Below are 25,970 nucleotides of genomic sequence, written 5' to 3' on the forward strand. Positions count from 1 at the left end.
TTTATTATTCTTCAGTAGGATTGTTGAGTTTAGATCTTTTCTTGCTATATCCAAAGTATACAATTATACCAAGAATAAGCCATCCAAAAGATAATAACTGTGCATCCTTACTTAAATTAAAAATTAAATAAGAATTGATTGCAATTCCTAATACCGCAATAACTGGTAAAGCAGGAACTTTAAATGTTCTGGTTAATCCAGGTTGTTTTACTCTTAAAATCCAAACAGCAATACAAACCATTGTAAAGGCAAATAAAGTACCAAAACTGGTCATATCGGCCAATTTGTTGATTGGTGTAAAAGCAGCAACAGTTGCGATAATAGCTCCAAGAATCATTAGGTTCGTTTTTGGAGTTCCAGAAATAGGGTTTACTTTAGAGAAAACTTGTGGAATTAAACCGTCTTTAGACATTCCAAGGAAAATTCTAGATTGTCCCATGATCATTACCATTAATACTGAAACCAAACCAATAGTTGCGGCAACAGTAATAATAGAACCAGCCCAGCCTTGTCCTGCAATGTCAAATGCATAAGCAACAGGAGCTTTAATAGCTTCAGGATATTTTCCTAGTGGATTAAAATCTTGGTAATTCATCATTCCTGTTAATACTAAAGAAACAAGAATATATAAAGTAGTACAAATTAATAAAGAAGCGATAATTGCAAAAGGAACATCTTTTTTAGGATTAATAGCTTCTCCAGCTTGTGTAGAAACGGCATCGAAACCAACATAAGCAAAGAAAATAGCTGCAGCTCCCGAGATAATACCTCCAATTCCGTAAGCATTGTGCGTAGTTTCTTTTTCGATAATCTGAGTCGCTTCAGGAATAAACGGGCTCCAGTTTGCTGTATTAATAAAGAAAAGACCAGCAATAATTACAAAGATTACAGCAGATACTTTAAGAATAACAATTGCGTTATTTGCTTTAGCTGCGCTTTTTGTTCCTTTAATAAGCAATGAAATAACTAAAAGAACGATTAAGAAAGCTGGAAGATTCATAGAAAAACCTTCTCCTGTGTAGCTTGCAGGATCTGTAGTTAACCAATCAGGAAGGTGAATGTGAAATATTTTGAGCAATTTATTAAAGTACCCGGACCAGGAAACCGCTACAGTCATCGATCCCATTGCATACTCGAGAATTAGTCCCCATCCAATTATCCAAGCAAAAACTTCTCCAATTGTACCGTAAGCATATGCATAAGCAGATCCTTCAACAGGCAAAATAGAAGCAAATTCAGAATAGCAAAGAGCCGCAAATACACAGGCAATACCTGCGATAATAAACGAAATAGCTAATGCTGGACCTGCATGATAATAAGCCCCAGTACCTGTAAGTACAAAAATTCCCCCACCGATAATGGCACCAACACCAATGGCGGTAAGACTCCATTTTCCTAGGACTCTCTTTAAATCACTCTTTTTCATATCGGCCTCAAAGGCTGATATAGGTTTAACTCTCCAAATTGACATATTATTTTATTGGTTTATTTGTTATTAAGTGCCAAATGTATTGTTTTTTGTAAAAAATAAAAACAATTATCATCTTTTAAGTTATAAAACCTTTGTTTTTTTTACAGTACTCGTAAGAAAGATTCTCTAAGTATCGACATTCATTAAATTTATTAGACTTTTATAAGAGATTCGATAATTTTTTAAAAGTTACTTTTCTTACTAATTTTCTTAATAAATTTGAAAGATTTTTCTGAAGTTATTCTTTAAAAGTAATTTTAATCATGAATTTTAAGTCTTTAAACAAATATTTTCATTTTACAAAACAACAGCGGATAGGTGTTTTTATGCTTTTTCTTATTATGATAGGATTGCAGTTGTTTTATTTTTTATCCAATTTTAGTGTTTCCGAAGTAAAAAACGCTGAAAAAGAAGAGTGGCTTGCGCTTCAGTCAGAAATTGATCAAGAGAAACTGAGTGATAAAAGCGTAAAACCAATTGCTTATCTTTTCAATCCTAATTTTATTTCAGATTATAAAGGATACAAGCTCGGAATGTCTGTAGAAGAGATTGATCGTTTAATGGCATTTCGCAAAGAAAATAAATATGTAAACTCGGCAGAAGAGTTTCAGGCAGTCACTGGAGTCTCAGATTCTCTATTAAAGAAAATTTCTCCTTTGTTTAAATTTCCAGATTGGAAACAGAATAAAAAGAATTATAGCGTCGAGAAAAAAGAATTCATTGTCAAGAGTTTTGCGAAAAAAGAAAAGTTAGAAATAATGAATATTAATGAGGCAACGCAAGAAGATTTGATGAAAATCTACGGAATAGGAGAAGGATTGTCATCTAGAATCTTAAAGCAGAAAGAAATCGTTGGGTCATTCGTATCGATGGAGCAGATGAAAGAGATTTGGGGACTTTCGCCTGAAGTTATAAATGAACTAAACTCTCATTTTAAGGTTGTAATTCCCTCAAACTTGAAGAAAATAAATGTAAACGACGCTTCGTTAAAAGAATTGGCTCAATTTTCATACTTTAAATATGGATTAGCAAAACAAATTGTAACCTATAGAAGTATGAATGGAAATTTTAATAATATTGAGGATTTGGCAAAAATTAAAGATTTTCCTGTTGAAAAAGCAAAAATAATTAGTTTATATTTGGAGTTCTAAAAGAAACTAACTCATGAACTTTGATTACAACGAAACACAACTAATGATCGTACAGTCTATAAAAGACTTTGCAGAAAAAAATATTAGACCTTATATAATGGAATGGGATGAAGCGCAAATTTTTCCAATTCCGTTGTTTAAGCAACTTGGCGAAATGGGCTTCATGGGCGTTTTAGTTCCAGAAGAATATGGGGGTTCTGGTTTAGGTTATCACGAGTATATTACCGTAATAGAAGAGATTTCAAAAGTAGATCCTTCAATTGGATTATCTGTCGCTGCGCATAATTCTTTATGCACTAATCATATTTTGACTTTTGGAAACGAAGAGCAAAAGAAAAAATGGCTTCCAAAACTTGCCACAGCCGAATTTATAGGTGCCTGGGGACTAACGGAGCATAACACAGGCTCTGATGCAGGAGGAATGAATACAACGGCTGTTAAAGATGGAGATCATTGGATTGTAAATGGTGCGAAAAACTTTATTACACATGCTATTTCTGGAGATGTCGCAGTTGTGGTAGTGCGAACTGGTGAAAAAGGAGATTCTAAAGGAATGACGGCTTTTGTTTTTGAAAAAGGAATGAAAGGTTTTTCATCGGGCAAAAAAGAAAATAAATTAGGAATGAGAGCAAGTGAGACCGCAGAGCTGGTTTTTGATAATTGTCGCGTTCCAGATGAAAATAGATTAGGAGAAGTTGGAGAAGGCTTTGTTCAAGCAATGAAAATTCTTGATGGTGGAAGAATCTCTATCGGAGCTCTGTCTTTAGGAATTGCAAAAGGAGCTTACGAAGCTGCATTGAAATATTCGAAAGAAAGACATCAGTTTGGGCAACCAATCAGTAATTTTCAAGGAATCTCTTTTAAATTGGCAGATATGGCAACAGAAATTGAAGCCTCAGAGCTATTATTGCATAAAGCTGCGTTCTTGAAGCAAAAGCATAAACCAGTAACAACATCAGGGGCTATGGCAAAGATGTATGCTTCAGAAGCGTGTGTTAAAATCGCAAATGATGCAGTTCAAATTCATGGTGGTTATGGCTACACTAAAGATTTTCCAGTAGAAAAATTCTATAGAGACTCTAAATTGTGTACTATAGGAGAGGGAACAACTGAGATCCAAAAGGTTGTTATCTCAAGGAATTTATTGAAAGAATAAAGAATAAAGAATAAAGAATAAAGAATCTTATATCTATAATCTTTTCTCTATGTTCTTTTCTCTTTTTTTTAAAATAATTCACAATTTATAATTCATAATTCATAATTAATATATACATTTGCAGCCTTAACGAGAGGAGGTGTCTATATTATGTTAATTATACCAATTAAAGACGGAGAAAATATCGATAGAGCATTAAAGCGCTATAAAAGAAAATTTGATAAAACAGGAACTGTTCGTCAATTAAGAGCACGTACTGCTTTTATTAAGCCATCTGTTATCAAAAGAGCTCAGATTCAAAAAGCGGCTTACATTCAAGGCTTGAAAGATAGTTTAGAAAGTTAGTATTTAGCTTTTCAAAAATAATTACCGTTAGTGGTCAAAATGTTTTAATTTTGATGCTAACGGTTTTTTTATGCTTAATTTTTGGATTTATGAAAACGAATAAAGAGGCTTTTTCGGATTATCTTTTGTTGGAAAAAAAATATTCTACACATACAGTTGAGGCTTATTTGAATGATGTGGTTTCTTTTGAGGCTTTTGTGAAAGAGTTTTTTGATCAGGAAAGTATTGATTTGGTAAATTATAGTCAGGTTAGAAGTTGGATTGTTTTTTTGGTTGATCATAATATTTCTAATGTTTCTGTTAATAGGAAGATGGCTTCTTTAAAAGCTTTTTATAAATTCCTTTTAAAGACAAAGCAGATAGAAATTAATCCGATGCTGAAACATAAGTCTTTAAAAACGCCAAAAGTGGTTCAGGTTCCTTTTTCGGAAAAAGAGTTGAAAGATTTGCTCGCTACAATAGATGCTCCTGTTGATTTTGAAGGGATTCGGGATAAGCTTATTTTAGAAATGTTTTATGTGACAGGAATGCGTCGCGCTGAATTGATTCATTTGATGGTTAAAAATATCGATCGCTCAAATCATACGGTTAAAGTTTTAGGGAAAAGAAATAAAGAGCGTATTGTTCCAATTCTGCCAATTATTGCAAGTCAAATTGATTTGTATTTGGAAGAAAGAAGTGGTCTGCAAAGTTTGACAGATTGTGACTATTTTTTTGTTTCGAAAAAAGGGTTAAAATTGAGCGAATCTTTTGTTTATCGTTTAATAAATTCATACTTTAGTAGGGTCTCAGAAAAGGTGAAGAAAAGTCCGCATGTGCTTCGTCATACTTTTGCAACTCACTTATTGAACAATGGGGCAGATTTGAATTCAGTTAAGGAATTGCTAGGGCATTCTAGTTTGGCTTCTACACAGGTTTATACTCATAATAGTTTGGCGGAACTTAAAAAAGTGTATAAAGATGCACATCCTAGAAACAAATAGTAGTTCTAAATGTTAACCCTAAAATTTTTATTATGAAGGTAGATGTTCATGCAGTTAATTTTACTGTCGACAGAAAATTGGTCGATTTTATCCAAGAAAGAATGGGTAAGCTAGAGAAATACTACGATCGAGTGGTTTCATCAGATGTTTTTTTAAAAGTTGAAAGAACGAGTGATAAAGAGAATAAAGTGGTGGAAATAAAGATTAATGTCCCTGGTGATGATTTTTTGGTAAAAAAGCAGTGTAAAACATTTGAAGAGGCTGTTGAGCTTTCGGCAGAATCGCTAGAACGTTTGCTTATAAAAAGGAAGGAAAAAATTAGAGCACATATTTAATTGAAATTTTTTTCAAAAAATGTTTTGATTAAAAGATAAAATACCTACATTTGCAGTCCGTTAGAAATAGCGGACTTTTTTAATGTATTCGCCGATGTAGCTCAGCTGGCTAGAGCAGCTGATTTGTAATCAGCAGGTCGTGGGTTCGAGTCCCTCTATCGGCTCAGGAAATTTCAAATGCGATTTGAAATTTGTTCTTTAAAATAATGGAATTTTAAAATTAGGGGAGATACTCAAGCGGCCAACGAGGGCAGACTGTAAATCTGCTGTGTGAACTTCGCAGGTTCGAATCCTGCTCTCCCCACTAAAAAGAAGTTGTAGTTTTAGATTTTAGGTTTTGGATTAATAAAATTCAAGCTTAAAAAATCTGAATTCTAAACTCAGAACTCTCTGCCGGTGTAGCTCAGGGGTAGAGTGCTTCCTTGGTAAGGAAGAGGTCTCGGGTTCAAATCCCGACATTGGCTCAAGTAAGTAGGAAATTGAAAATTAATATATAACTAAGATTAAAAATTAAGTAAAATGGCAAAGGAGAATTTTAATCGTTCCAAACCGCACTTAAACATAGGTACAATTGGACACGTAGATCACGGAAAAACTACATTAACTGCTGCAATTACAAAAGTATTGTCAGATGCTGGTTACTGTCAAGCAAAATCGTTTGATCAAATCGATAACGCTCCAGAGGAGAAAGAAAGAGGTATTACTATTAATACATCACACGTAGAGTATGAAACTGCTAACCGTCACTACGCTCACGTTGACTGTCCAGGTCACGCAGATTACGTAAAGAACATGGTTACTGGTGCTGCTCAAATGGACGGAGCTATCTTAGTAGTTGCTGCTACAGATGGTCCAATGCCACAAACTCGTGAGCACATCCTTTTAGGTCGTCAGGTTGGTATTCCAAGAATCGTTGTTTTCATGAACAAAGTGGATATGGTTGATGATGCTGAGTTATTAGAGCTTGTTGAAATGGAAATTAGAGATTTATTATCTTTCTACGAATATGATGGAGATAATGGTCCTGTTGTTCAAGGTTCTGCTTTAGGTGGATTGAACAATGATCCTAACTGGGTTCCTAAAATTATTGAATTAATGGAAGCTGTTGATGCTTGGATCGAAGAGCCAGTACGTGACGTAGCTAAACCATTCTTGATGCCAGTTGAGGACGTATTTACAATTACAGGTCGTGGAACTGTTGCTACAGGTCGTATCGAAACTGGAGTTGCTAACACTGGAGATCCTGTTGAAATCATTGGTATGGGAGCTGAAAAATTAACTTCTACTATTACAGGAGTTGAGATGTTCCGTAAAATCCTTGACAGAGGTGAAGCTGGAGATAACGTAGGTTTATTGTTAAGAGGTATTGATAAAGCTGATATCAAAAGAGGTATGGTTATTATTAAGCCAGGTTCAGTAAAACCACACGCTAAATTCAAAGCAGAGGTTTATATCTTGAAAAAAGAAGAAGGTGGACGTCACACTCCATTCCACAATAACTACCGTCCACAGTTCTACGTACGTACAACTGACGTAACAGGAGTTATTTCTTTACCAGCAGGTGTAGAGATGGTAATGCCAGGTGATAACTTAACTATTGAAGTTGCTTTGTTAAGCCCAATCGCTATGAACGTAGGTTTACGTTTCGCTATCCGTGAAGGTGGTAGAACAGTTGGGGCTGGTCAGGTTACTGAAATCGTAGAGTAATTCTATAAAATAAATAAAAAAAGCCAGTGATTATTTTTTAATCACTGGCTTTAATTACGGGCGTAGTTCAAGGGTAGAATAGCGGTCTCCAAAACCGTTGATGGGGGTTCGAATCCCTCCGCCCGTGCAATAAAAAATATATCAAATGACAAAAGTTACTAATTATTTATCAGAGGCTTTCGAAGAGTTAAAGTCAAATGTTACTTGGCCAGCTTGGGCTGAAGTACAGAAATTGACAATTGTTGTGGCTGTATTTTCGATCTTATTCGCTTTGGCAACTTGGGGAGTAGACGAATTTTTTGCAAAAGCTTTGGCTGGATTTTTTAACTGGTTAAAAGGATAATTTTTTTGTGATGGCAGATAATAATGTGAAAAAATGGTACGTAGTTAGAGCGGTTAGTGGTCAAGAGAATAAAGTGAAAGCTTATATCGAGACTGAGATTGCGAGATTAGGTATGGAGGATTATGTTTCTCAGGTTTTGGTTCCTACTGAAAAAGTAGTTACTGTAAAAGATGGGAAAAAATCATCTAAGGATAAAGTTTACTTTCCTGGATATGTTATGATTGAAGCTAACTTAGTTGGTGAAATCCCTCATATTATTAAGTCAATTACTAGTGTTATTGGATTTTTAGGAGAAACTAAAGGTGGAGAACCTGTTCCTTTAAGACTTTCTGAAGTGAACCGTATGTTAGGTAAGGTAGATGAGTTAGCTGTAAATACAGATACTCGTTCTATTCCATTTAGTGTTGGTGAAACGGTTAAGGTTATTGATGGACCTTTCAATGGATTTAATGGATCTGTTGAGAAAATCAATGAAGAAAAGCGTAAACTTGAGGTAATGGTTAAGATTTTCGGAAGAAAGACACCATTGGAATTGAGCTTTATGCAAGTGGAAAAAGTATAATTTTTTGTTACACTATAATAAACCATTGTAATCGCTTCCATTGATTACAGTGTAAAATTTTTTAAAAATGGCTAAAGAAATTAGTAAGGTAGTTAAACTACAAGTTAAGGGAGGTGCTGCGAACCCGTCGCCACCGGTTGGACCTGCTTTAGGAGCTGCTGGGGTTAATATCATGGAGTTTTGTAAGCAATTTAATGCTAGAACTCAAGATAAACCTGGCAAAATTTGTCCAGTGCAAATCACTGTGTACAAAGACAAATCATTTGATTTTGTTGTTAAGACTCCTCCAGCGGCAGTTCAGTTAATGGAAGCTGCAAAGCTAAAATCTGGTTCTGGTGAGCCTAATCGTAAAAAAGTAGCTAGCGTTACTTGGGAACAAATTAGAACTATTGCTGAAGACAAAATGCCGGACTTAAACGCTTTCACAATTGAGAAAGCTATGAGTATGGTTGCTGGAACAGCTAGATCTATGGGTATAACTGTATCAGGAGATGCTCCTTTTTAATTAAGAAAAAGAAATGGCAAAATTAACAAAAAAGCAAAAAGAGGCTGCTTCAAAAATTGAAAAGAACAAATTATACTCTTTAAAAGATGCTGCTGCATTAATTAAAGTTGTTGCTTCTGCAAAATTTGATGAGTCTGTTGATATCGCAGTTCGTTTGGGTGTTGATCCAAGAAAAGCGAATCAAATGGTTAGAGGTGTAGTTACTTTACCTCACGGAACAGGAAAAGACGTTAAAGTATTAGCATTGGTTACTCCAGATAAAGAAGCTGAAGCAAGAGAGGCTGGAGCAGATCACGTTGGTCTTGACGATTACTTACAAAAAATTAAAGACGGTTGGACAGATGTTGATGTGATCATTACTATGCCTGCTGTTATGGGTAAATTAGGTCCATTAGGTCGTATTTTAGGACCTAGAGGTTTAATGCCAAACCCTAAAACAGGTACAGTAACTATGGATGTTGCTAAAGCTGTTCAAGAAGTTAAAGCTGGTAAAATTGACTTTAAAGTTGATAAAACTGGTATAGTACACGCAGGAATCGGTAAAGTTTCTTTTGGGGCTGAGCAGATTGTTGACAACGCACACGAAATTATTCAAACATTAATAAAACTTAAACCAACTGCTGCTAAAGGTACATACATTAAAGGTATTCACCTTACAAGCACAATGAGTCCTGCTATCGCATTAGACCCAAAAGCAGTATAATTGGTAGTTAAAAATTTTTAGTATGACTAGAGAAGAAAAATCAATCGCGATTGAAAATTTAACTGCGCAGTTAGCTGGTACAAATATCATTTATATTTCTGATATTTCTGGTTTAAACGCAGAGACAACTTCAAACTTGCGTAGAGCTTGTTTTAAAGCAGGTATCAAATTAGAGGTTGTAAAGAACACTTTGCTTGCAAAAGCAATGGAAGCTTCTTCTAATGATTATGGTGATTTACCTACAGTTTTATCAGGTAACAGTGCTATATTTATTTCTGATGTTGCTAACGCACCTGGAAAAATCATTAAAGATTTCCGTAAGAAATCTGACAAACCAGTTTTAAAAGGAGCTTACATCAATTCTGAAGTATATATTGGAGATAACCAATTAGATGCATTAGCTACAATTAAATCTAAAGAAGAGCTTATTGGAGAAATCATTGGATTATTACAATCTCCAGCTCAAAGAATTATTTCTGCTTTACAAAACAAATTCGCAGGAAGCGAAGAAGCAGCAGAGTAATAAAAGTATGGAAGTTTGCTTCCTTACTGCTTAATTAGCGCACAATAATTAAATTATATTTTTTACACAAATCATTTTAAACGATAGAAAAAATGGCAGATTTGAAACAATTCGCAGAACAATTAGTTAACTTAACAGTTAAAGAAGTTAACGAATTAGCAACAATATTAAAAGATGAGTACGGAATCGAGCCTGCTGCTGCTGCTGTAGTAGTTGCTGCTGGTGGAGGAGACGGTGCTGCTGAAGAAGCACAAACTGAATTTACAGTTGTATTAAAAGATGCAGGAGCTTCTAAATTAGCTGTTGTAAAATTAGTTAAAGAATTAACTGGTTTAGGTCTTAAAGAAGCTAAAGACGTAGTTGACGGTGCACCAAGCAACGTTAAAGAAGGTGTTTCTAAAGAAGAGGCTGAAGGTCTTAAAAAATCTTTAGAAGAGGCTGGAGCTACTGTTGAGCTTAAATAATTAAACTCAGTTTAAGAACTAGGTTTAGGTCTTGAGTTAACACTCAAAGGCCTAAACCATTTTTCGTATAATAAAATATTATAAATTTTATTATCCCATAGTTTAAAATACGAAAAAGTTTTTGATCAATACGAAGAAAGAAAATCGAACTTGTTTTACTGTTTTATTTTTAAAGATGTATTGATTATAATAAGAAAGTATAGATTAAACAGTGTGTTTACACAAACAAAAATTACTTTTTTTTAATCAAAATTTTGTCCATTGATGATAACAAATCAGACTGAAAGATTGAATTTTGCCTCTACAAAAAATATCCCTGATTATCCAGATTTCTTAGATGTTCAGGTTAAATCTTTTAAAGATTTCTTTCAATTAGAAACGAAATCTGACGAAAGAGGCAACGAAGGGTTATACAATACCTTCATGGAAAACTTCCCAATTACAGATACAAGAAATAACTTTGTATTGGAATTCCTAGATTATTTTGTTGATCCTCCACGTTATACAATTCAAGAATGTATAGAGAGAGGTCTTACGTATAGTGTGCCTTTAAAAGCTAGGTTAAAACTATACTGTACAGATCCAGAACACGAAGATTTTGAAACTATTGTACAAGATGTTTATCTTGGAACAATTCCTTACATGACTCCTAGTGGTACTTTTGTTATTAATGGTGCCGAGCGTGTTGTAGTATCTCAATTACACCGTTCTCCAGGGGTTTTCTTTGGACAGTCATTCCACGCAAATGGAACTAAACTTTATTCTGCGAGAGTAATTCCTTTTAAAGGATCTTGGATAGAATTCTCTACTGATATTAACAGCGTAATGTACGCTTATATCGATAGAAAGAAAAAATTACCTGTAACAACTTTATTCCGTGCTATTGGTTTCGAAAGAGATAAGGATATCCTTGAAATTTTCGACTTAGCAGAAGAAATTAAAGTTTCTAAAACAGGAATTAAGAAATATATTGGAAGAAGACTTGCTGCACGTGTTTTGAACACATGGCACGAGGATTTCGTAGATGAGGATACTGGAGAGGTAGTTTCTATCGAGCGTAACGAAATCATCCTTGATCGTGATACTATTATCGACAAAGATAATGTTGAAGAGATCATAGATTCTAACGTAAAATCTATTTTGTTGCACAAAGAGGATAACAACCAAGCAGATTATGCTATTATCCACAACACGTTACAAAAAGATCCAACAAACTCTGAAAAAGAAGCTGTAGAGCACATTTACCGTCAGTTGCGTAACGCTGAACCGCCTGATGAGGAAACTGCTCGTGGTATTATAGATAAATTGTTCTTCTCTGATCAACGTTATAACTTAGGTGAAGTTGGTCGTTACAGAATGAACAAAAAATTAGATTTAGATATTCCTATGGATAAGCAAGTGCTTACTAAAGAGGATATCATTACAATCGTTAAATATTTGATCGAGTTGATCAACTCTAAAGCAGAGATTGATGATATTGATCACTTGTCAAACCGTCGTGTGAGAACAGTTGGAGAACAATTGTCTCAACAATTCGGTGTTGGTTTAGCACGTATGGCTAGAACTATTCGTGAGAGAATGAACGTTAGAGATAATGAGGTGTTTACACCAATTGATTTGATTAATGCTAAAACATTATCATCAGTTATCAACTCTTTCTTTGGTACTAACCAGTTATCTCAATTTATGGACCAAACGAATCCATTAGCTGAGATTACACACAAAAGAAGACTTTCTGCACTTGGACCAGGTGGACTTTCGAGAGAGAGAGCTGGTTTCGAGGTTCGTGACGTTCACTATACTCACTATGGTCGTTTATGTCCGATTGAAACTCCTGAGGGACCAAACATTGGTTTGATCTCATCTCTTGGTGTTTATGCAAAAGTAAACGGAATGGGATTCATCGAAACTCCATACCGTAAAGTTACAGATGGTGTTGTTGATTTAGAAAGTGCACCAATTTATTTAAGTGCTGAAGAAGAAGAAGGTAAAATGATTGCTCAGGCAAACATTGAAATGGATGCTTCTGGTAAAATTACAGCTAGTAATGTTATTGCTCGTGAAGAGGGTGACTTCCCAGTTGTTGAACCAAGTTCAGTACATTATACAGACGTTGCTCCTAACCAGATCGCTTCGATTTCTGCATCTTTGATTCCTTTCTTGGAGCATGATGATGCGAACCGTGCGTTGATGGGATCAAACATGATGCGTCAGGCAGTTCCTTTGATCCGTCCTGAAGCACCGATTGTTGGTACAGGTTTAGAGCGTCAGGTAGCTTCAGATTCAAGAGTATTAATCAATGCTGAAGGGCATGGTACTGTTGAGTATGTTGATGCTAACATCATTACTATTAAATACGATCGTACAGAAGACGAGAGAATGGTAAGTTTTGATGCTGATGAGAAAACGTACAACTTAATTAAATTTAGAAAAACCAATCAAGGTACAAGTATCAACTTGAAGCCTATCGTAAGAAGAGGTGATAGAGTTGTTCCTGGGCAAGTATTGTCTGAAGGTTATGCTACTCAAAATGGAGAATTAGCTTTAGGTAGAAACTTAAAAGTTGCGTTCATGCCATGGAAAGGATATAACTTCGAGGATGCGATTGTAATTTCTGAAAAAGTAGTTCGCGATGATATTTTTACATCTATCCACGTTGATGATTATTCATTAGAGGTTAGAGATACTAAGTTAGGAAATGAAGAGTTAACAAACGATATTCCTAACGTTTCTGAAGAAGCTACTAAAGATTTAGATGAAAACGGTATGATTAGAATTGGAGCAGAGGTTAAACCTGGCGACATTTTGATCGGAAAAATTACACCAAAAGGAGAATCAGATCCAACTCCAGAGGAGAAATTGCTTCGTGCAATCTTCGGAGATAAAGCTGGTGATGTAAAAGATGCTTCATTAAAAGCTTCTCCATCTTTACATGGTGTAGTTCTTGACAAAAAATTATTTGCAAGAGCCGTAAAAGATAAACGTAAACGTACTCAAGATAAAGATGCTTTAGGCGCTTTAGAAATGGAGTTCGAAACTAAATTTGTTGAATTAAAAGACAGATTAGTTGAGAAATTATTCTTGATCGTTAACGGAAAAACATCTCAAGGTGTAATGAATGATTTGGGTGAAGAAGTTTTACCAAAAGGTAAAAAATATACTCAAAAAATGCTTTACGCAGTAGAAGATTTTGCTCACTTAAGCAAAGGTCAGTGGGTTGCTGATGACGCTACAAATAAAATGGTTAATGATTTAATTCATAACTACAAAATTAAGCTGAACGACTTACAAGGAGCTTTAAGAAGAGAGAAATTCACTATTACAGTTGGAGATGAATTACCATCTGGAATTTTGAAATTGGCAAAAATCTATATCGCTAAAAAACGTAAGTTAAAAGTTGGTGATAAAATGGCGGGACGTCACGGTAACAAAGGTATTGTTGCAAGAATCGTTCGTCATGAAGATATGCCTTTCTTAGAAGACGGAACACCAGTAGATATTGTATTGAATCCACTTGGGGTACCTTCGCGTATGAACATTGGTCAGATTTATGAGACTGTTCTTGGATGGGCTGGTATGAACTTGGGTAGAAAATTTGCTACTCCAATCTTCGACGGTGCTTCGCTTGACGAAATCAATGCTTTGACTGATGAGGCTAATGTACCACGTTTCGGACATACTTATCTTTATGATGGTGGAACTGGAGAGCGTTTTGCACAAAAAGCAACTGTGGGTGTAATTTACATGCTTAAATTAGGACACATGGTTGATGATAAGATGCACGCACGTTCTATCGGACCATACTCATTGATTACGCAACAGCCACTTGGAGGTAAGGCTCAATTTGGAGGTCAGCGTTTTGGAGAGATGGAGGTTTGGGCACTTGAGGCTTATGGAGCTTCTAGTACTTTACGTGAAATCTTAACTGTTAAGTCTGATGACGTTATTGGTAGAGCTAAAACTTACGAAGCTATCGTTAAGGGTGAAACTATGCCAGAACCAGGTTTACCAGAATCATTCAATGTATTAATGCACGAATTGAAAGGTCTAGGATTAGATCTTCGTTTGGAAGAATAATAAAAGTTTTGAAATCAGTCTCATTTTTTAATGGGACTGATTACTCATTTATAATAAGTTTTTAAAGATTTATACCCGTAAACCGTTCCGATTTTTTATAACAATGCAAGGCATTTTATAACTAGCACTTCAAATTAATTTGAGGTTTAGAGAAGTAACCCGAGGTAGTAGCTGAATGATTAACTCTTATTTTTTTAAGAGTAGATTATAAATCTAAATTCAATTTTTTAATTGCAAAATAAATCAATAGTAAAAACTATGATGAATAACAGAAACAATAAAGAAAAGAATCCAGTAAAAAGATTTAACAAAATTTCTATTGGATTGGCTTCGCCTGAATCTATCTTGAAAGAATCAAGAGGAGAGGTTTTAAAGCCAGAAACAATTAACTATAGAACTCACAAACCAGAGCGTGACGGACTTTTCTGCGAAAGAATCTTCGGACCAGTAAAAGATTTTGAATGTGCTTGTGGTAAGTATAAAAGAATTCGTTACAAAGGTATCATCTGTGACCGTTGTGGTGTTGAAGTTACTGAGAAAAAAGTACGTCGTGATAGAGTAGGACACATCAACCTTGTTGTGCCAATTGCTCACATCTGGTACTTCCGTTCTCTTCCAAACAAAATTGGTTATATCCTTGGTCTTCCATCTAAGAAATTAGATATGATCATTTACTACGAAAGATACGTAGTAATCCAAGCTGGTATTGCTAAAAATGCAGATGGAGAATCTTTACAAAGATTAGATTTCTTAACTGAAGAGGAATATTTAAATATTTTAGATACTCTTCCACAAGAAAACCAATATTTAGATGATTTAGATCCAAATAAATTTGTTGCCAAAATGGGAGCAGAGTGTATCATGGATTTATTAGCTCGTATTGACTTAGATGCTTTATCTTATGAATTAAGACACAGCGCTAACAACGAAACATCTAAACAAAGAAAAACTGAAGCTTTAAAAAGATTACAAGTTGTTGAGTCTTTCCGTGAGTCTAATGAAAACCGCGAAAACCGTCCAGAATGGATGATCATGAAAGTGGTTCCAGTTATTCCACCAGAATTACGTCCGCTTGTACCACTTGATGGAGGTCGTTTTGCAACTTCAGATTTGAACGATTTATATCGTCGTGTAATCATTCGTAACAATCGTTTAAAAAGATTAATGGAGATTAAAGCTCCAGAAGTTATCTTAAGAAACGAGAAACGTATGTTGCAAGAATCTGTAGATTCATTATTCGATAACACACGTAAAGCTTCTGCTGTTAAAACAGAATCAAACAGACCATTAAAATCATTATCTGACTCATTAAAAGGTAAACAAGGACGTTTCCGTCAAAACCTTTTAGGAAAACGTGTGGATTATTCTGCTCGTTCGGTAATTGTCGTTGGTCCAGAGTTAAAATTATATGAGTGCGGATTGCCAAAAGATATGGCTTCTGAATTATACAAACCATTCGTTATCCGTAAATTGATCGAAAGAGGTATTGTAAAAACAGTAAAATCTGCTAAGAAAATAATTGATAAGAAAGAGCCTGTAGTTTGGGATATCCTTGAAAACGTAATTAAAGGACATCCAGTATTACTTAACCGTGCTCCTACTTTGCACAGACTTGGTATTCAAGCTTTCCAACCAAAATTAATTGAAGGAAAAGCGATCCAGTTACACCCATTAGTATGTACGGCATTCAACGCCGATTTCGATGGTGACCAGATGGCAGTTCACTTACCATTAGGACCAGAGGCTATTTTAGAAGCTCAATTATTAATGTTAGCTTCTCACAATATCTTGAACCCTGCAAATGGTGCTCCAATTACTGTACCTTCTCAGGACATGGTCTTGGGTCTATATTATATGACCAAAGAGCGTATTTCTACAGAAGACCACAAAATTATTGGTCAGGATTTAACTTTCTACTCTGCTGAAGAAGTAAACATTGCATTAAACGAAGGAAGATTAGAATTGAATGCTCGTGTAAAAATTAGAGCAAAAGATTTTAATGATGCTGGAGAATTAGTGTATCAAATTATTCAAACAACTGCAGGACGTGTATTATTTAACGAAGTAGTACCGGAAGCAGCTGGATATATCAATGACGTATTGACTAAGAAAAACCTTAGAGATATTATCGGACACATTTTAAGTGTGACTGATGTACCTACAACGGCAGCTTTCTTGGATAATATGAAAGATATGGGGTATAAATTTGCATTTAGAGGAGGTTTATCATTCTCTTTAGGTGATATTAGAATTCCAGAACAAAAAACGAAGTTAATTGCAGATGCTAGAGAGCAAGTTGAAGGTATTTCAACTAACTATAACATGGGTCTTATTACAAATAACGAGCGTTACAACCAAGTTATTGACGTATGGACTTCAGCAAATGCTCAGTTAACAGAATTAGCAATGAAAAATATTAGAGAAGACCAGCAAGGTTTCAACTCTGTATATATGATGCTTGACTCTGGGGCGAGGGGTTCTAAGGAACAGATTCGTCAGTTAACTGGTATGCGTGGTTTGATGGCTAAGCCTAAAAAATCTACTGCCGGTGGTGGTGAGATTATTGAAAACCCGATTCTTTCTAACTTTAAGGAAGGTCTTTCTATCCTTGAGTACTTTATTTCTACTCACGGTGCTCGTAAAGGTCTTGCGGATACGGCTCTTAAAACGGCCGATGCTGGTTACTTAACAAGAAGGCTTCATGACGTTTCTCAAGATGTTATTGTTAACATTGAAGATTGTGGAACTTTAAGAGGTGTTGAAGTTGCGGCATTGAAGAAAAATGAGGAAATCGTTGAATCTTTAGGAGAGAGAATTTTAGGACGTGTTGCATTACAAGACGTTATTAATCCTCTTACTAACGAAGTAATGGTTAAATCTGGAGAGCAAATCACTGAAGCAATCATGAGAACTATCGAAGCTTCTCCAATTGAAAAAGTAGAAGTTAGATCTCCATTAACTTGTGAAGCTTTAAAAGGTATTTGTGCTAAATGTTACGGTAGAAACTTAGCTACTGGTAAAATGACACAAAGAGGTGAAGCTGTCGGAGTTATTGCAGCTCAGTCTATTGGAGAGCCAGGTACACAGTTGACACTTCGTACGTTCCACGTTGGAGGGGTTGCTGGAGGTATCTCTGAAGAGTCTAGTATTGTTACAAGATTCGCAGGTAGACTTGAAATTGAAGATTTAAAAACAGTTAAAGGAGAAGACGGAGAAGGTAACTCTGTTGATATCGTAGTTTCACGTTCGACAGAATTAAAATTAGTTGACGAGAAAACTGGAATTGTTTTAAACACACATAACATTCCTTACGGTTCTAGTATCTTTGTTGGAGATGGAGAAACTGTAGCTAAAGGAACTGTAATCTGTAAATGGGATCCATATAACGGTGTAATTGTTTCTGAGTTTACTGGTAAGATTGCTTACGAAGATTTAGAGCAAGGACAATCGTTCATGGTTGAGATCGATGAGCAGACTGGTTTCCAAGAAAAAGTAATTTCTGAGGCTAGAAACAAAAAATTAATTCCAACTTTATTGGTTTACGGTAAAGAAGGTGAATTGATTCGTTCTTACAACTTACCAGTAGGTGCACACTTAATGGTTGAAAATGGTGAGAAAATTAAAGCAGGTAAAGTATTAGTAAAAATCCCTCGTCGTTCTTCTAAAGCGGGCGATATCACGGGAGGTTTACCAAGAATTACTGAGTTGCTTGAGGCTCGTAACCCTTCTAATCCAGCAGTTGTATCTGAAATTGATGGTGTTGTTTCTTTTGGAAAAATCAAAAGAGGTAACCGTGAGATCGTTATCGAATCTAAATTTGGTGAGATTAAAAAGTATTTAGTTAAACTTTCAAGCCAAATCTTAGTGCAAGAAAATGACTTCGTAAGAGCGGGAGTTCCACTGTCTGATGGTGCAATTACACCAGATGATATCTTAAGAATTCAAGGTCCAGCTGCTGTTCAACAGTACTTGGTAAATGAAATTCAAGAGGTTTACCGTTTGCAAGGGGTAAAAATTAACGACAAGCACTTTGAGGTAGTTATTCGTCAAATGATGCGTAAAGTAAGAGTTCAAGATCCAGGTGATACTTTATTCTTAGAGGATCAATTAATCCATACTAAAGATTTCATCGTTCAAAACGATAAATTGTACGGTATGAAGGTAGTTGAAGATGCTGGAGATTCTTCAGTGTTGAAACCAGGTCAGATCATTACTCCTCGTGAATTACGTGATGAAAACTCACTTTTGAAACGTACAGATAAAAATCTTGTTGTAGCAAGAGACGTAATCACTGCAACTGCGACGCCAGTTCTTCAAGGTATTACAAGAGCTTCGTTACAAACTAAATCATTCATTTCTGCGGCTTCATTCCAGGAGACAACGAAAGTACTTAACGAAGCTGCAGTAGCTGGTAAAGTAGATGATCTAGAAGGATTGAAAGAAAATGTAATTGTTGGACACAGAATTCCTGCTGGAACTGGTATGAGAGAATACGATAACACTATCGTAGGATCTAAAGATGATTACAACGAAATGATGGCTAATAAAGAAGAATATATTTATTAATTAGGAAGCTATGAGTAATCCGAAACAACAACAAGAGCAAATTAATATTGAGTTAGACGAAACTATTGCAGAAGGAATTTATTCAAATCTTGCAATAATTAATCACTCTTCATCAGAGTTTGTTTTAGATTTTGTAAGCATTATGCCAGGTATTCCTAAAGCTAAGGTAAAGTCGAGAATTGTCTTGACACCGCAACATGCTAAAAGGTTATTGCGAGCTATAGGTGAAAATATCCATAGATTTGAGGCCGCTCATGGCGAAATCAAAGAAACGGAACAAGCACCAATTCCGCTTAATTTTGGTCCAACTGGACAAGCATAAATTATAAAGCCCCTTAAAGGGGCTTTATTTTTGGAACAAAGCAAAGATGCAGTTTGTCTGATTTAATTTACTTTAGTCGACTAAATTTCTTTTCAATTGTGTAATGTGTTACTTTGGTATAACCTAAAAAAGATTGAATTTTGAAATATAATAACTAAGTAAGGTTGATTTAATTCAAATTATAAAGAAGCGCTGATTTTAGAATCAGCGTTTTTTTTATGCAATTTTTTTTAAGTTGAAATAGAAGAAATTATGCAAATAAAAAAAGGCTGTTTAAATTTTAAACAGCCTTTTTTTATTTATTTAAAGTTTAGATTTAATCAAACTCTGATGTAAAATATAATTTTACACTTGGATATTTACTTTGAGTCATTTGAATTGTAAAATCAGAATCTGCTAAGAATACCAATTGACCATATTTATCGTGAGCAAGAAATTTTTGTTTGATGCGTTTGAATTCTTTAAACTCTTCATTTTTAGCATCGTCCGGCTTTACCCAGCAAGCTTTATGTACAGGAAAGTTTTCGTAAGTACATTTTGCTCCATATTCATGCTCCAAACGATATTGAATTACCTCATACTGTAGTGCTCCAACCGTTCCAATAACTTTACGATTATTCATCTCTAAAGTAAACAACTGCGCTACACCTTCATCCATTAATTGATCAACCCCTTTTTCTAATTGCTTAGCTTTCATTGGGTCAGCATTATTAATATATCTAAAGTGCTCTGGAGAGAAACTTGGAATTCCTTTAAAGCTCATAATTTCACCTTCTGTTAAAGTATCTCCAATTTTAAAGTTTCCTGTGTCATGCAAACCAACAATATCACCAGGATAAGAAATGTCTACAATTTCTTTTTTCTCAGCGAAAAAGGCATTCGGACTTGAGAATTTTAAATTTTTCTTCTGACGAACGTGGTAATAAGGCTTATTTCTTTCGAAAGTTCCAGAAACAATTTTGATAAAGGCTAAACGGTCACGGTGTTTTGGATCCATATTAGCGTGGATTTTAAAAACAAACCCAGTCATTTTCTCCTCTGTAGGTTCAACTGTACGGGTTTCTGAGTCCTTTGGTCTTGGAGATGGTGCAATTGTAATGAAACAATCTAATAATTCACGAACTCCAAAATTATTTAAGGCTGAACCGAAGAATACTGGCTGGATTTTTCCATCCAAATAATCCTGACGTTCAAATTTAGGATATACTTCATCAATTAATTCTAATTCTTCACGAAGTTTGTTGGCTGCTTTTTCACCCACAATTTTATCCAATTCTGGGTTGTTCTGTACATCAGAAAAAGCAATTGTTTCTTCAATATTTTTACGGCTGTCTCCGCTGAAAAGATTGATGTTTTGTTCCCATAAATTATAAATTCCTTGGAAATCATAACCCATTCCGATTGGGAAACTTAACGGTGTAACTTTTAAACCTAATTTTTGTTCTACTTCATCCATCAAATCGAAAGCATCTTTACCTTCACGGTCTAATTTGTTGATGAAAACAATCATAGGAATATTACGCATTCTACAAACAGCAACTAATTTTTCTGTTTGTTCCTCAACCCCTTTAGCAACATCAATTACAACAATTACGCTGTCGACTGCAGTTAAAGTTCTAAATGTATCTTCAGCAAAATCCTTGTGTCCAGGGGTATCAAGGATGTTGATTTTTTTATCTTTATAATTAAAAGCAAGCACAGAAGTTGAAACCGAGATACCTCTTTGGCGTTCGATTTCCATAAAGTCACTCGTTGCTCCTTTTTTAATTTTGTTATTCTTTACAGCTCCTGCTTCCTGAATTGCACCTCCAAATAAAAGTAATTTCTCTGTTAATGTCGTTTTACCGGCATCGGGATGCGATATAATTCCAAATGTTCTTCTGCGTTGTATTTCTTTTAAAAAGCTCATATTTCGTATAAATAGGTTGCAAAAGTACTATTAAATTACGGCTTTATAAAAATATTCAGTTCTTAAATTTGGAAGTCTTTACTTCTAACTGGATTTTTAAACAAAAAAATAAGGCTGTTTTACAACAGCCTTAAATAGTCATTTTTAAAATTACTGATTAATTGACCAAATTGAATATCCTTTTGGAGGACATTGTATTTTTACCCATTTATCTGCCTGAGTAGTCGGGTACCAAGTTGAGTTTCCTGTGAAATCCTTAATTTGAGTATTAGCCCAATTGGTTTGAACCCATCTTTCTTGCCAAACGTCTGAGTTATTAATGTAAACTACCAATCCTGGGTTTCCATTATATCCGTTTCTTCGTGCAACATATTCGTCATTGTCAGAATATAAAATAGAAGTTGTTCCTGTTGCTTTGTTGTTGTGAATCCAGATTAGATTGTTTAATTTGTTTTTGTCTAACCATTCTTCATAATCCCTATAAAAAATAGTTGGATAACCTTCGTGAGTTAATATATAGGAGTACGCAAGCATTTTGCTCCAAATTTCATCGGTATCATGATTGGTTACAAAAGTCACTGCTTTGTATGGATTACGTTTCCACATCATATCATCATTTAGCAATGCAAGATTGTTTCCGTCAAAAGCGTCATTCATTTTGTAATAGCAAGCAAAATCAAATACTGAGCTGTTGGCACTGTTTGCCCAGTCATTTAATACATTTACATTTGAATCCCATAATTCTCCAACAGAAAATCCGCCTACATTGGCATTCCAAGCATTTACGACCCAAGCACCGAAGCCTTTTACATAGTCAAATCTCCAACCATCAAATTTCATAGTATTTTTATAATATTTTCCAACGCCATCAGATCTAAGCCAAAGCCAGTTTTGTACATTTGGTGCAGCGTGGCATAAATCAGGAAAACCTCCAAAAGAGCCTTCGTCATTATTTCCGTAACTATTTTTATAGAAATCATTATAGGTGCGAGGGAATTTACCCGAAGCAACTCCTGTGAAATTAGTCCACGTATTTGTTCCTGTAAAAGGATTCGCTTCAGATTGCCCTCCGCTGTTATGATTAATTACGATATCAGCATATACTTTTATATTCTCATTATGAGCTGCAGTAATTAAGTTCACCAATTCAGTTTTAGATCCGAATCTTGTTTCAGTGCTTCCGTTTTGATTGTAATCTCCAAAATCAAAATAATCTGTTGGATCATATCCCATAGAAAACGCTCCGTTCTGCGCTTTTGAAGCAGGTGGAAGCCAAATTGAGCCAATTCCAGCATTTCCCCAAGCAGTTACTTTACTGCTTACTGTATTCCACCAATTTCCTCCAGCGGGAACATCCCAATAGAAAGCTTGCATCATAACACCTCCGCCAGGATTATCAGCATATTTACCTGTTGTAGAATTGCTTGAAACCCCTGTACTGAAGGGTTTACCGTCGTGATGTGTAACATCGATGATTTTAAATTTTTGACTTTCAGTTTTTGCACCCGATTCGCTGATTTCATTTTCAGAACATGAATACAGAAGTGCGCTAAAGGCCGTAATAAGGCATAATTTTAAAATAGGTTTTTTCATAATAGATGTGGTTAAGTTAAATAGTGAGCTTTGTAATTATTTAATTATTCGGGTTAAAAATGTTGATATTGATATTTTTTTACCCTATAAATTATTAATTACACATCTAAAGTAATTTTTTTTTGATTTAATTTTAATTTGTAAGAAAATATATGATTACGAAAACGTTGTAGTGTTGAGAACTTTTTTTATGGTGCTTATAATTAGGTATTTGTTTGCTGTTTAAAATTAAATTTTAAAAGCACCTAGGAACTGTCTTTCATTAAATAAAAAAAACTGGAATATATGATTTCGCACATTGAAAGAGAACTATCCTATAATTTTTTGTTAATACTATATCGGATAGTTGGATTATGTAATTGAATTGTTATTTTTGTTCGTTATAAGTTACGAAAGAACTATACTTTAATTATTTATGTTTGATGAACATACATATTTTCAGAGGAATTATCTAAAACAGGCTTACATTCAAATAAAAATTAAAATAATGCTATTAAAAAAATTACAGCTAAAAACAATTGATTACAAGTTTGCTCTAACAATTTGTTTTTTTCTTTTTTTTACTCCAATTATCTCAGCGCAAGAAGTTATTCCTGATGTTGTGGCCCAAAAACCAATTGAAGTTCCTTCTGGGGGAAAATTGAAAATCGACGGAATTATTGCTACAGTAGGAGATTATATCGTTTTAGATTCTGATATCGATAAAGGATTTTTAGAAATTACTGCGCAAGGTGGATCTGTAAAAGATATTACAAGATGCCAGATGCTTGGTAAACTTTTAGAAGATAAATTATATGCTCACCAAGCAATTCAGGATAGTATTATCGTAAGTGATGCGGAGGTAAGAGGAATGATGGAAGATCGTCTTAATTATATGACGCAACAGGTAGGAGATATCAATAAAGTAGTTGAATACTACAAAAAAAGCTCTGTAGAAGAGTTTAAAACTTATTTTGCTGATATCTTAAAGGAGCAAAAATTAGCATCGGAAATGAGAGATAAGATCGTTAAAGATGTTGAAATCACTCCAGAAGAAGTTCGTAATTTCTTTAAGAAAATCCCAAAAGATGAATTGCCAACTTTTGGAGCCGAAATGGAAGTAGCTCAAATTGTTGTAGAGCCTAAAATTTCTAAAGAAGACAAGCAAAAAGTTATCGATAGATTAAATGCAATTCGACAAGACGTTCTAGAAGGCTCTAGTTTTGCAACAAAAGCAGTTTTATATTCTCAAGATCCAGGATCTGCACCAAATGGAGGATATTATAAAATGACAAGAAAAACTCCTTTTGTTAAAGAATTTAAAGATGTTGCATTTAGTTTGCAAGCGGGTGAGATTTCCCAACCATTTGAAACTACTTTTGGATACCATATTATTATGGTAGAAAAAATCAAAGGGCAAGAAGTAGAGCTTCGCCATATTTTGATTGCTCCAACTGTTTCTGAAGCAGCTTTAAAAGAAGCAAAAGAAAGAATTACAAATATTAGAAATAAAATCATCAATAAAGAACTGACTTTTGCTGAAGCTGCAAGAACAGAATCTGATGAAAAGGAAACTAGAGCAAACGGAGGGACATTGGTAAATCCAACAACACAAGATACTCGATTTGAGTTGACAAAAATGGATCCGACTTTATACAGCCAGGTTTCAAATTTAAAAGGAGATGAGATTTCTCAGCCACTTTTAAATACTGATGATAAAGGTAAAAAAACATACAAGTTAATTACAGTTACCAACAGAATTGAAGATCATACTGCAGATTATGCTAAAGATTATACTAAGATCAAAGAATTAGCATTAAAAGAAAAGCAGATCAATGCAATTGCAAAATGGTTTGATGCTAAAATTAAAGATACTTACATCAAAATTATAGGCGAGTATAAAGACTGTTCTTTTGCAAACAATTGGTTGAAAAAATAAGTTTTAATAAATAAATAAAAAGAGTTAGTTTTATGAATTCATAGAATTAACTCTTTTTAATTTTAAATATATTCATAAATGTCTGACGTAACAGCAATTCACAATTTAGTTCAAAAAAGAAATGAATTAAAAAAAGAAATAGCGAAAATCATTGTAGGGCAGGACGCCGTTGTAGATCAAATTTTACTTTGTATATTTTCTGGAGGACACGCACTTTTAATTGGAGTTCCTGGTTTGGCAAAAACCTTAATGATTAATACTTTGTCTCAGGCTTTAGGTCTGGATTTTAAAAGAATTCAGTTTACGCCAGATTTGATGCCTTCGGATATTTTAGGAAGCGAAATTTTAGATGAAAATAGGAACTTCAAATTCATTAAAGGACCCATTTTTTCCAATATTATTTTGGCCGATGAGATAAATAGAACGCCGCCAAAAACACAAGCGGCTTTGTTGGAAGCAATGCAAGAAAGATCGGTGACAATTGCGGGACAACATCATAAATTAGATTTGCCCTATTTTGTTTTAGCAACTCAAAACCCTATTGAGCAAGAAGGGACTTATCCTTTGCCAGAAGCGCAATTAGACCGTTTTATGTTTGCTATTAAATTGGAATATCCAACTTTTGAAGAAGAAGTTCAAGTTGTAAAAAGAACAACTTCTGATGTGAAAACAGAAATTAATCCATTATTTACAGCTCAAGAAATTATTGATTTTCAGCATCTAATTCGTAGAATTCCTGTTGCAGATAATGTTATAGAATATGCGGTAACTCTAGTAAGCAAAACTCGTCCAGATAATAGTTTGACTAATGATTTTGTGAAAAACTATTTAGATTGGGGAGCAGGGCCAAGAGCTTCACAGAATTTAATTCTAGCAGCAAAAGCGCATGCGGCTTTCAATGGGAAATTCTCACCAGATATTGAGGATGTACAAGCCGTTGCGACAGGTATTTTGAGACATAGAATTATTAAAAACTATAAAGCAGACGCCGAAGGAATAACTGAAGAAGTTATTATTAAAAAATTAATGTAAAATTTGAAATTTACATTTTCAGAATCCTGATAATTTATTGTCAGGATTTTTTGTTTTTAGCAAATGGAAAACTCTTCTCAAACGACGTTTAAAATCCCAACTATAACGTTATAATTGCTTATTTAGAAAGATTCTTCTTGAAAATAGAAGTAAAAACTTACTTGTTTTCTAACATCAAATTTCGACTTTGTTAAAGAAAAGGTCTTTAAATATTAATAATTCATTATTTTGATGTAAAATTGAGTTTTTGGCAAAAACAAGCAGTGAAAATCGTTTTTTAGCAATAATAATTTTTGAAAAGGCTT

General features: G+C 34.5%; 20 protein-coding genes and 4 tRNA genes. 21 read left to right on the forward strand and 3 right to left on the reverse strand.

From position 1 onward, the window contains the following. Positions 1-4 precede the first annotated feature (4 nt). Entirely contained in the window at positions 5-1,471 is a 1,467-nt protein-coding gene (locus M0M44_RS10035) for an APC family permease (protein ID WP_248729629.1), read from the reverse strand. 263 nt (positions 1,472-1,734) lie between these two features. Here M0M44_RS10035 and M0M44_RS10040 point away from each other — a divergent pair, with 263 nt between their 5' ends. From M0M44_RS10040 to M0M44_RS10130, 19 genes are all read left to right on the forward strand, one after another. Beyond that, the gene (locus M0M44_RS10040; protein ID WP_248729630.1) at positions 1,735-2,622 is read left to right on the forward strand and encodes a ComEA family DNA-binding protein; all 888 of its coding nucleotides are present in this window, start codon (positions 1,735-1,737) and stop codon (positions 2,620-2,622) included. A 13-nt stretch (positions 2,623-2,635) separates the two neighbouring features. Next, positions 2,636-3,778, forward strand: a complete 1,143-nt coding sequence (locus M0M44_RS10045) for an acyl-CoA dehydrogenase family protein (protein WP_248729631.1) — start codon at positions 2,636-2,638, stop codon at positions 3,776-3,778. 150 nt (positions 3,779-3,928) lie between these two features. After that, the gene (gene rpsU, locus M0M44_RS10050; protein WP_026730435.1) at positions 3,929-4,123 is read left to right on the forward strand and encodes a 30S ribosomal protein S21; all 195 of its coding nucleotides are present in this window, start codon (positions 3,929-3,931) and stop codon (positions 4,121-4,123) included. An 89-nt stretch (positions 4,124-4,212) separates the two neighbouring features. Then, entirely contained in the window at positions 4,213-5,106 is an 894-nt protein-coding gene (locus M0M44_RS10055; RefSeq protein ID WP_248729632.1) for a tyrosine-type recombinase/integrase, read from the forward strand. A gap of 32 nt (positions 5,107-5,138) precedes the next feature. Then, positions 5,139-5,441 carry a ribosome hibernation-promoting factor, HPF/YfiA family gene (hpf, locus tag M0M44_RS10060; RefSeq protein ID WP_248729633.1) on the forward strand — a complete coding sequence of 101 codons (303 nt, stop codon included), beginning with the start codon at positions 5,139-5,141 and terminating at the stop codon, positions 5,439-5,441. Positions 5,442-5,531: 90 nt separating this feature from the next. After that, positions 5,532-5,605: transfer RNA gene (locus tag M0M44_RS10065), tRNA-Thr, on the forward strand. Positions 5,606-5,664: 59 nt separating this feature from the next. Beyond that, positions 5,665-5,745, forward strand: a tRNA-Tyr gene (locus M0M44_RS10070). An 88-nt stretch (positions 5,746-5,833) separates the two neighbouring features. Next, positions 5,834-5,905: transfer RNA gene (locus M0M44_RS10075), tRNA-Thr, on the forward strand. Positions 5,906-5,960: 55 nt separating this feature from the next. Beyond that, on the forward strand, positions 5,961-7,148 hold the full coding sequence (tuf, locus tag M0M44_RS10080; protein WP_026730432.1) for an elongation factor Tu: 1,188 nt from the start codon (positions 5,961-5,963) through the stop codon (positions 7,146-7,148). A gap of 56 nt (positions 7,149-7,204) precedes the next feature. Beyond that, positions 7,205-7,275: transfer RNA gene (locus M0M44_RS10085), tRNA-Trp, on the forward strand. A gap of 18 nt (positions 7,276-7,293) precedes the next feature. Beyond that, positions 7,294-7,491: a preprotein translocase subunit SecE gene (secE, locus tag M0M44_RS10090; RefSeq protein WP_008466927.1), complete on the forward strand. Its 198-nt coding sequence runs from the start codon at positions 7,294-7,296 to the stop codon at positions 7,489-7,491. A 10-nt stretch (positions 7,492-7,501) separates the two neighbouring features. After that, entirely contained in the window at positions 7,502-8,053 is a 552-nt protein-coding gene (gene nusG / locus M0M44_RS10095) for a transcription termination/antitermination protein NusG (protein ID WP_008466925.1), read from the forward strand. 67 nt (positions 8,054-8,120) lie between these two features. After that, positions 8,121-8,558 (forward strand): 50S ribosomal protein L11, encoded by a 438-nt coding sequence (gene rplK, locus M0M44_RS10100; protein WP_008466923.1) that lies wholly within the window; start codon positions 8,121-8,123, stop codon positions 8,556-8,558. Positions 8,559-8,571: 13 nt separating this feature from the next. Then, positions 8,572-9,261 carry a 50S ribosomal protein L1 gene (gene rplA, locus M0M44_RS10105; protein ID WP_025572415.1) on the forward strand — a complete coding sequence of 230 codons (690 nt, stop codon included), beginning with the start codon at positions 8,572-8,574 and terminating at the stop codon, positions 9,259-9,261. A 22-nt stretch (positions 9,262-9,283) separates the two neighbouring features. Continuing rightward, entirely contained in the window at positions 9,284-9,784 is a 501-nt protein-coding gene (rplJ, locus tag M0M44_RS10110; RefSeq protein WP_248729634.1) for a 50S ribosomal protein L10, read from the forward strand. Between the two features lie 92 nt (positions 9,785-9,876). Next, positions 9,877-10,248 carry a 50S ribosomal protein L7/L12 gene (gene rplL / locus M0M44_RS10115; RefSeq protein WP_008466917.1) on the forward strand — a complete coding sequence of 124 codons (372 nt, stop codon included), beginning with the start codon at positions 9,877-9,879 and terminating at the stop codon, positions 10,246-10,248. 264 nt (positions 10,249-10,512) lie between these two features. After that, positions 10,513-14,325 (forward strand): DNA-directed RNA polymerase subunit beta, encoded by a 3,813-nt coding sequence (gene rpoB / locus M0M44_RS10120; RefSeq protein WP_248729635.1) that lies wholly within the window; start codon positions 10,513-10,515, stop codon positions 14,323-14,325. Positions 14,326-14,583: 258 nt separating this feature from the next. Next, complete coding sequence (gene rpoC, locus M0M44_RS10125) at positions 14,584-18,891, forward strand: DNA-directed RNA polymerase subunit beta' (protein ID WP_095928763.1); 4,308 nt, start codon at positions 14,584-14,586, stop codon at positions 18,889-18,891. 10 nt (positions 18,892-18,901) lie between these two features. Continuing rightward, on the forward strand, positions 18,902-19,213 hold the full coding sequence (locus M0M44_RS10130; RefSeq protein WP_109192123.1) for a DUF3467 domain-containing protein: 312 nt from the start codon (positions 18,902-18,904) through the stop codon (positions 19,211-19,213). 316 nt (positions 19,214-19,529) lie between these two features. Here M0M44_RS10130 and M0M44_RS10135 read toward each other — a convergent pair whose 3' ends face one another. Next, on the reverse strand, positions 19,530-21,122 hold the full coding sequence (locus M0M44_RS10135) for a peptide chain release factor 3 (protein WP_095928765.1): 1,593 nt from the start codon (positions 21,120-21,122) through the stop codon (positions 19,530-19,532). A 150-nt stretch (positions 21,123-21,272) separates the two neighbouring features. Then, positions 21,273-22,715 (reverse strand): alpha-amylase, encoded by a 1,443-nt coding sequence (locus M0M44_RS10140; RefSeq protein ID WP_248729636.1) that lies wholly within the window; start codon positions 22,713-22,715, stop codon positions 21,273-21,275. A 487-nt stretch (positions 22,716-23,202) separates the two neighbouring features. Between M0M44_RS10140 and M0M44_RS10145 the strand changes: the two genes are divergently transcribed. Both M0M44_RS10145 and M0M44_RS10150 read left to right on the forward strand, forming a co-directional pair. Next, positions 23,203-24,633 carry a peptidylprolyl isomerase gene (locus M0M44_RS10145; RefSeq protein WP_248729637.1) on the forward strand — a complete coding sequence of 477 codons (1,431 nt, stop codon included), beginning with the start codon at positions 23,203-23,205 and terminating at the stop codon, positions 24,631-24,633. A 78-nt stretch (positions 24,634-24,711) separates the two neighbouring features. Then, positions 24,712-25,665, forward strand: a complete 954-nt coding sequence (locus M0M44_RS10150; protein WP_095928768.1) for an AAA family ATPase — start codon at positions 24,712-24,714, stop codon at positions 25,663-25,665. Positions 25,666-25,970: the final 305 nt, after the last annotated feature.

The organism is Flavobacterium humidisoli (assembly GCF_023272795.1).
GTDB lineage: Bacteria > Bacteroidota > Bacteroidia > Flavobacteriales > Flavobacteriaceae > Flavobacterium > Flavobacterium humidisoli.

Bases quoted from the DNA above. Each gene is read 5' to 3' on its own strand.
- M0M44_RS10035 (WP_248729629.1), bottom strand. From the start codon at position 1,471: ATGTCAATTTGGAGAGTTAAACCTATATCAGCCTTTGAGGCCGATATG.
- M0M44_RS10040 (WP_248729630.1), top strand. From the start codon at position 1,735: ATGAATTTTAAGTCTTTAAACAAATATTTTCATTTTACAAAACAACAG.
- M0M44_RS10045 (WP_248729631.1), top strand. From the start codon at position 2,636: ATGAACTTTGATTACAACGAAACACAACTAATGATCGTACAGTCTATA.
- rpsU (WP_026730435.1), top strand. From the start codon at position 3,929: ATGTTAATTATACCAATTAAAGACGGAGAAAATATCGATAGAGCATTA.
- M0M44_RS10055 (WP_248729632.1), top strand. From the start codon at position 4,213: ATGAAAACGAATAAAGAGGCTTTTTCGGATTATCTTTTGTTGGAAAAA.
- hpf (WP_248729633.1), top strand. From the start codon at position 5,139: ATGAAGGTAGATGTTCATGCAGTTAATTTTACTGTCGACAGAAAATTG.
- tuf (WP_026730432.1), top strand. From the start codon at position 5,961: ATGGCAAAGGAGAATTTTAATCGTTCCAAACCGCACTTAAACATAGGT.
- secE (WP_008466927.1), top strand. From the start codon at position 7,294: ATGACAAAAGTTACTAATTATTTATCAGAGGCTTTCGAAGAGTTAAAG.
- nusG (WP_008466925.1), top strand. From the start codon at position 7,502: ATGGCAGATAATAATGTGAAAAAATGGTACGTAGTTAGAGCGGTTAGT.
- rplK (WP_008466923.1), top strand. From the start codon at position 8,121: ATGGCTAAAGAAATTAGTAAGGTAGTTAAACTACAAGTTAAGGGAGGT.
- rplA (WP_025572415.1), top strand. From the start codon at position 8,572: ATGGCAAAATTAACAAAAAAGCAAAAAGAGGCTGCTTCAAAAATTGAA.
- rplJ (WP_248729634.1), top strand. From the start codon at position 9,284: ATGACTAGAGAAGAAAAATCAATCGCGATTGAAAATTTAACTGCGCAG.
- rplL (WP_008466917.1), top strand. From the start codon at position 9,877: ATGGCAGATTTGAAACAATTCGCAGAACAATTAGTTAACTTAACAGTT.
- rpoB (WP_248729635.1), top strand. From the start codon at position 10,513: ATGATAACAAATCAGACTGAAAGATTGAATTTTGCCTCTACAAAAAAT.
- rpoC (WP_095928763.1), top strand. From the start codon at position 14,584: ATGATGAATAACAGAAACAATAAAGAAAAGAATCCAGTAAAAAGATTT.
- M0M44_RS10130 (WP_109192123.1), top strand. From the start codon at position 18,902: ATGAGTAATCCGAAACAACAACAAGAGCAAATTAATATTGAGTTAGAC.
- M0M44_RS10135 (WP_095928765.1), bottom strand. From the start codon at position 21,122: ATGAGCTTTTTAAAAGAAATACAACGCAGAAGAACATTTGGAATTATA.
- M0M44_RS10140 (WP_248729636.1), bottom strand. From the start codon at position 22,715: ATGAAAAAACCTATTTTAAAATTATGCCTTATTACGGCCTTTAGCGCA.
- M0M44_RS10145 (WP_248729637.1), top strand. From the start codon at position 23,203: ATGCTATTAAAAAAATTACAGCTAAAAACAATTGATTACAAGTTTGCT.
- M0M44_RS10150 (WP_095928768.1), top strand. From the start codon at position 24,712: ATGTCTGACGTAACAGCAATTCACAATTTAGTTCAAAAAAGAAATGAA.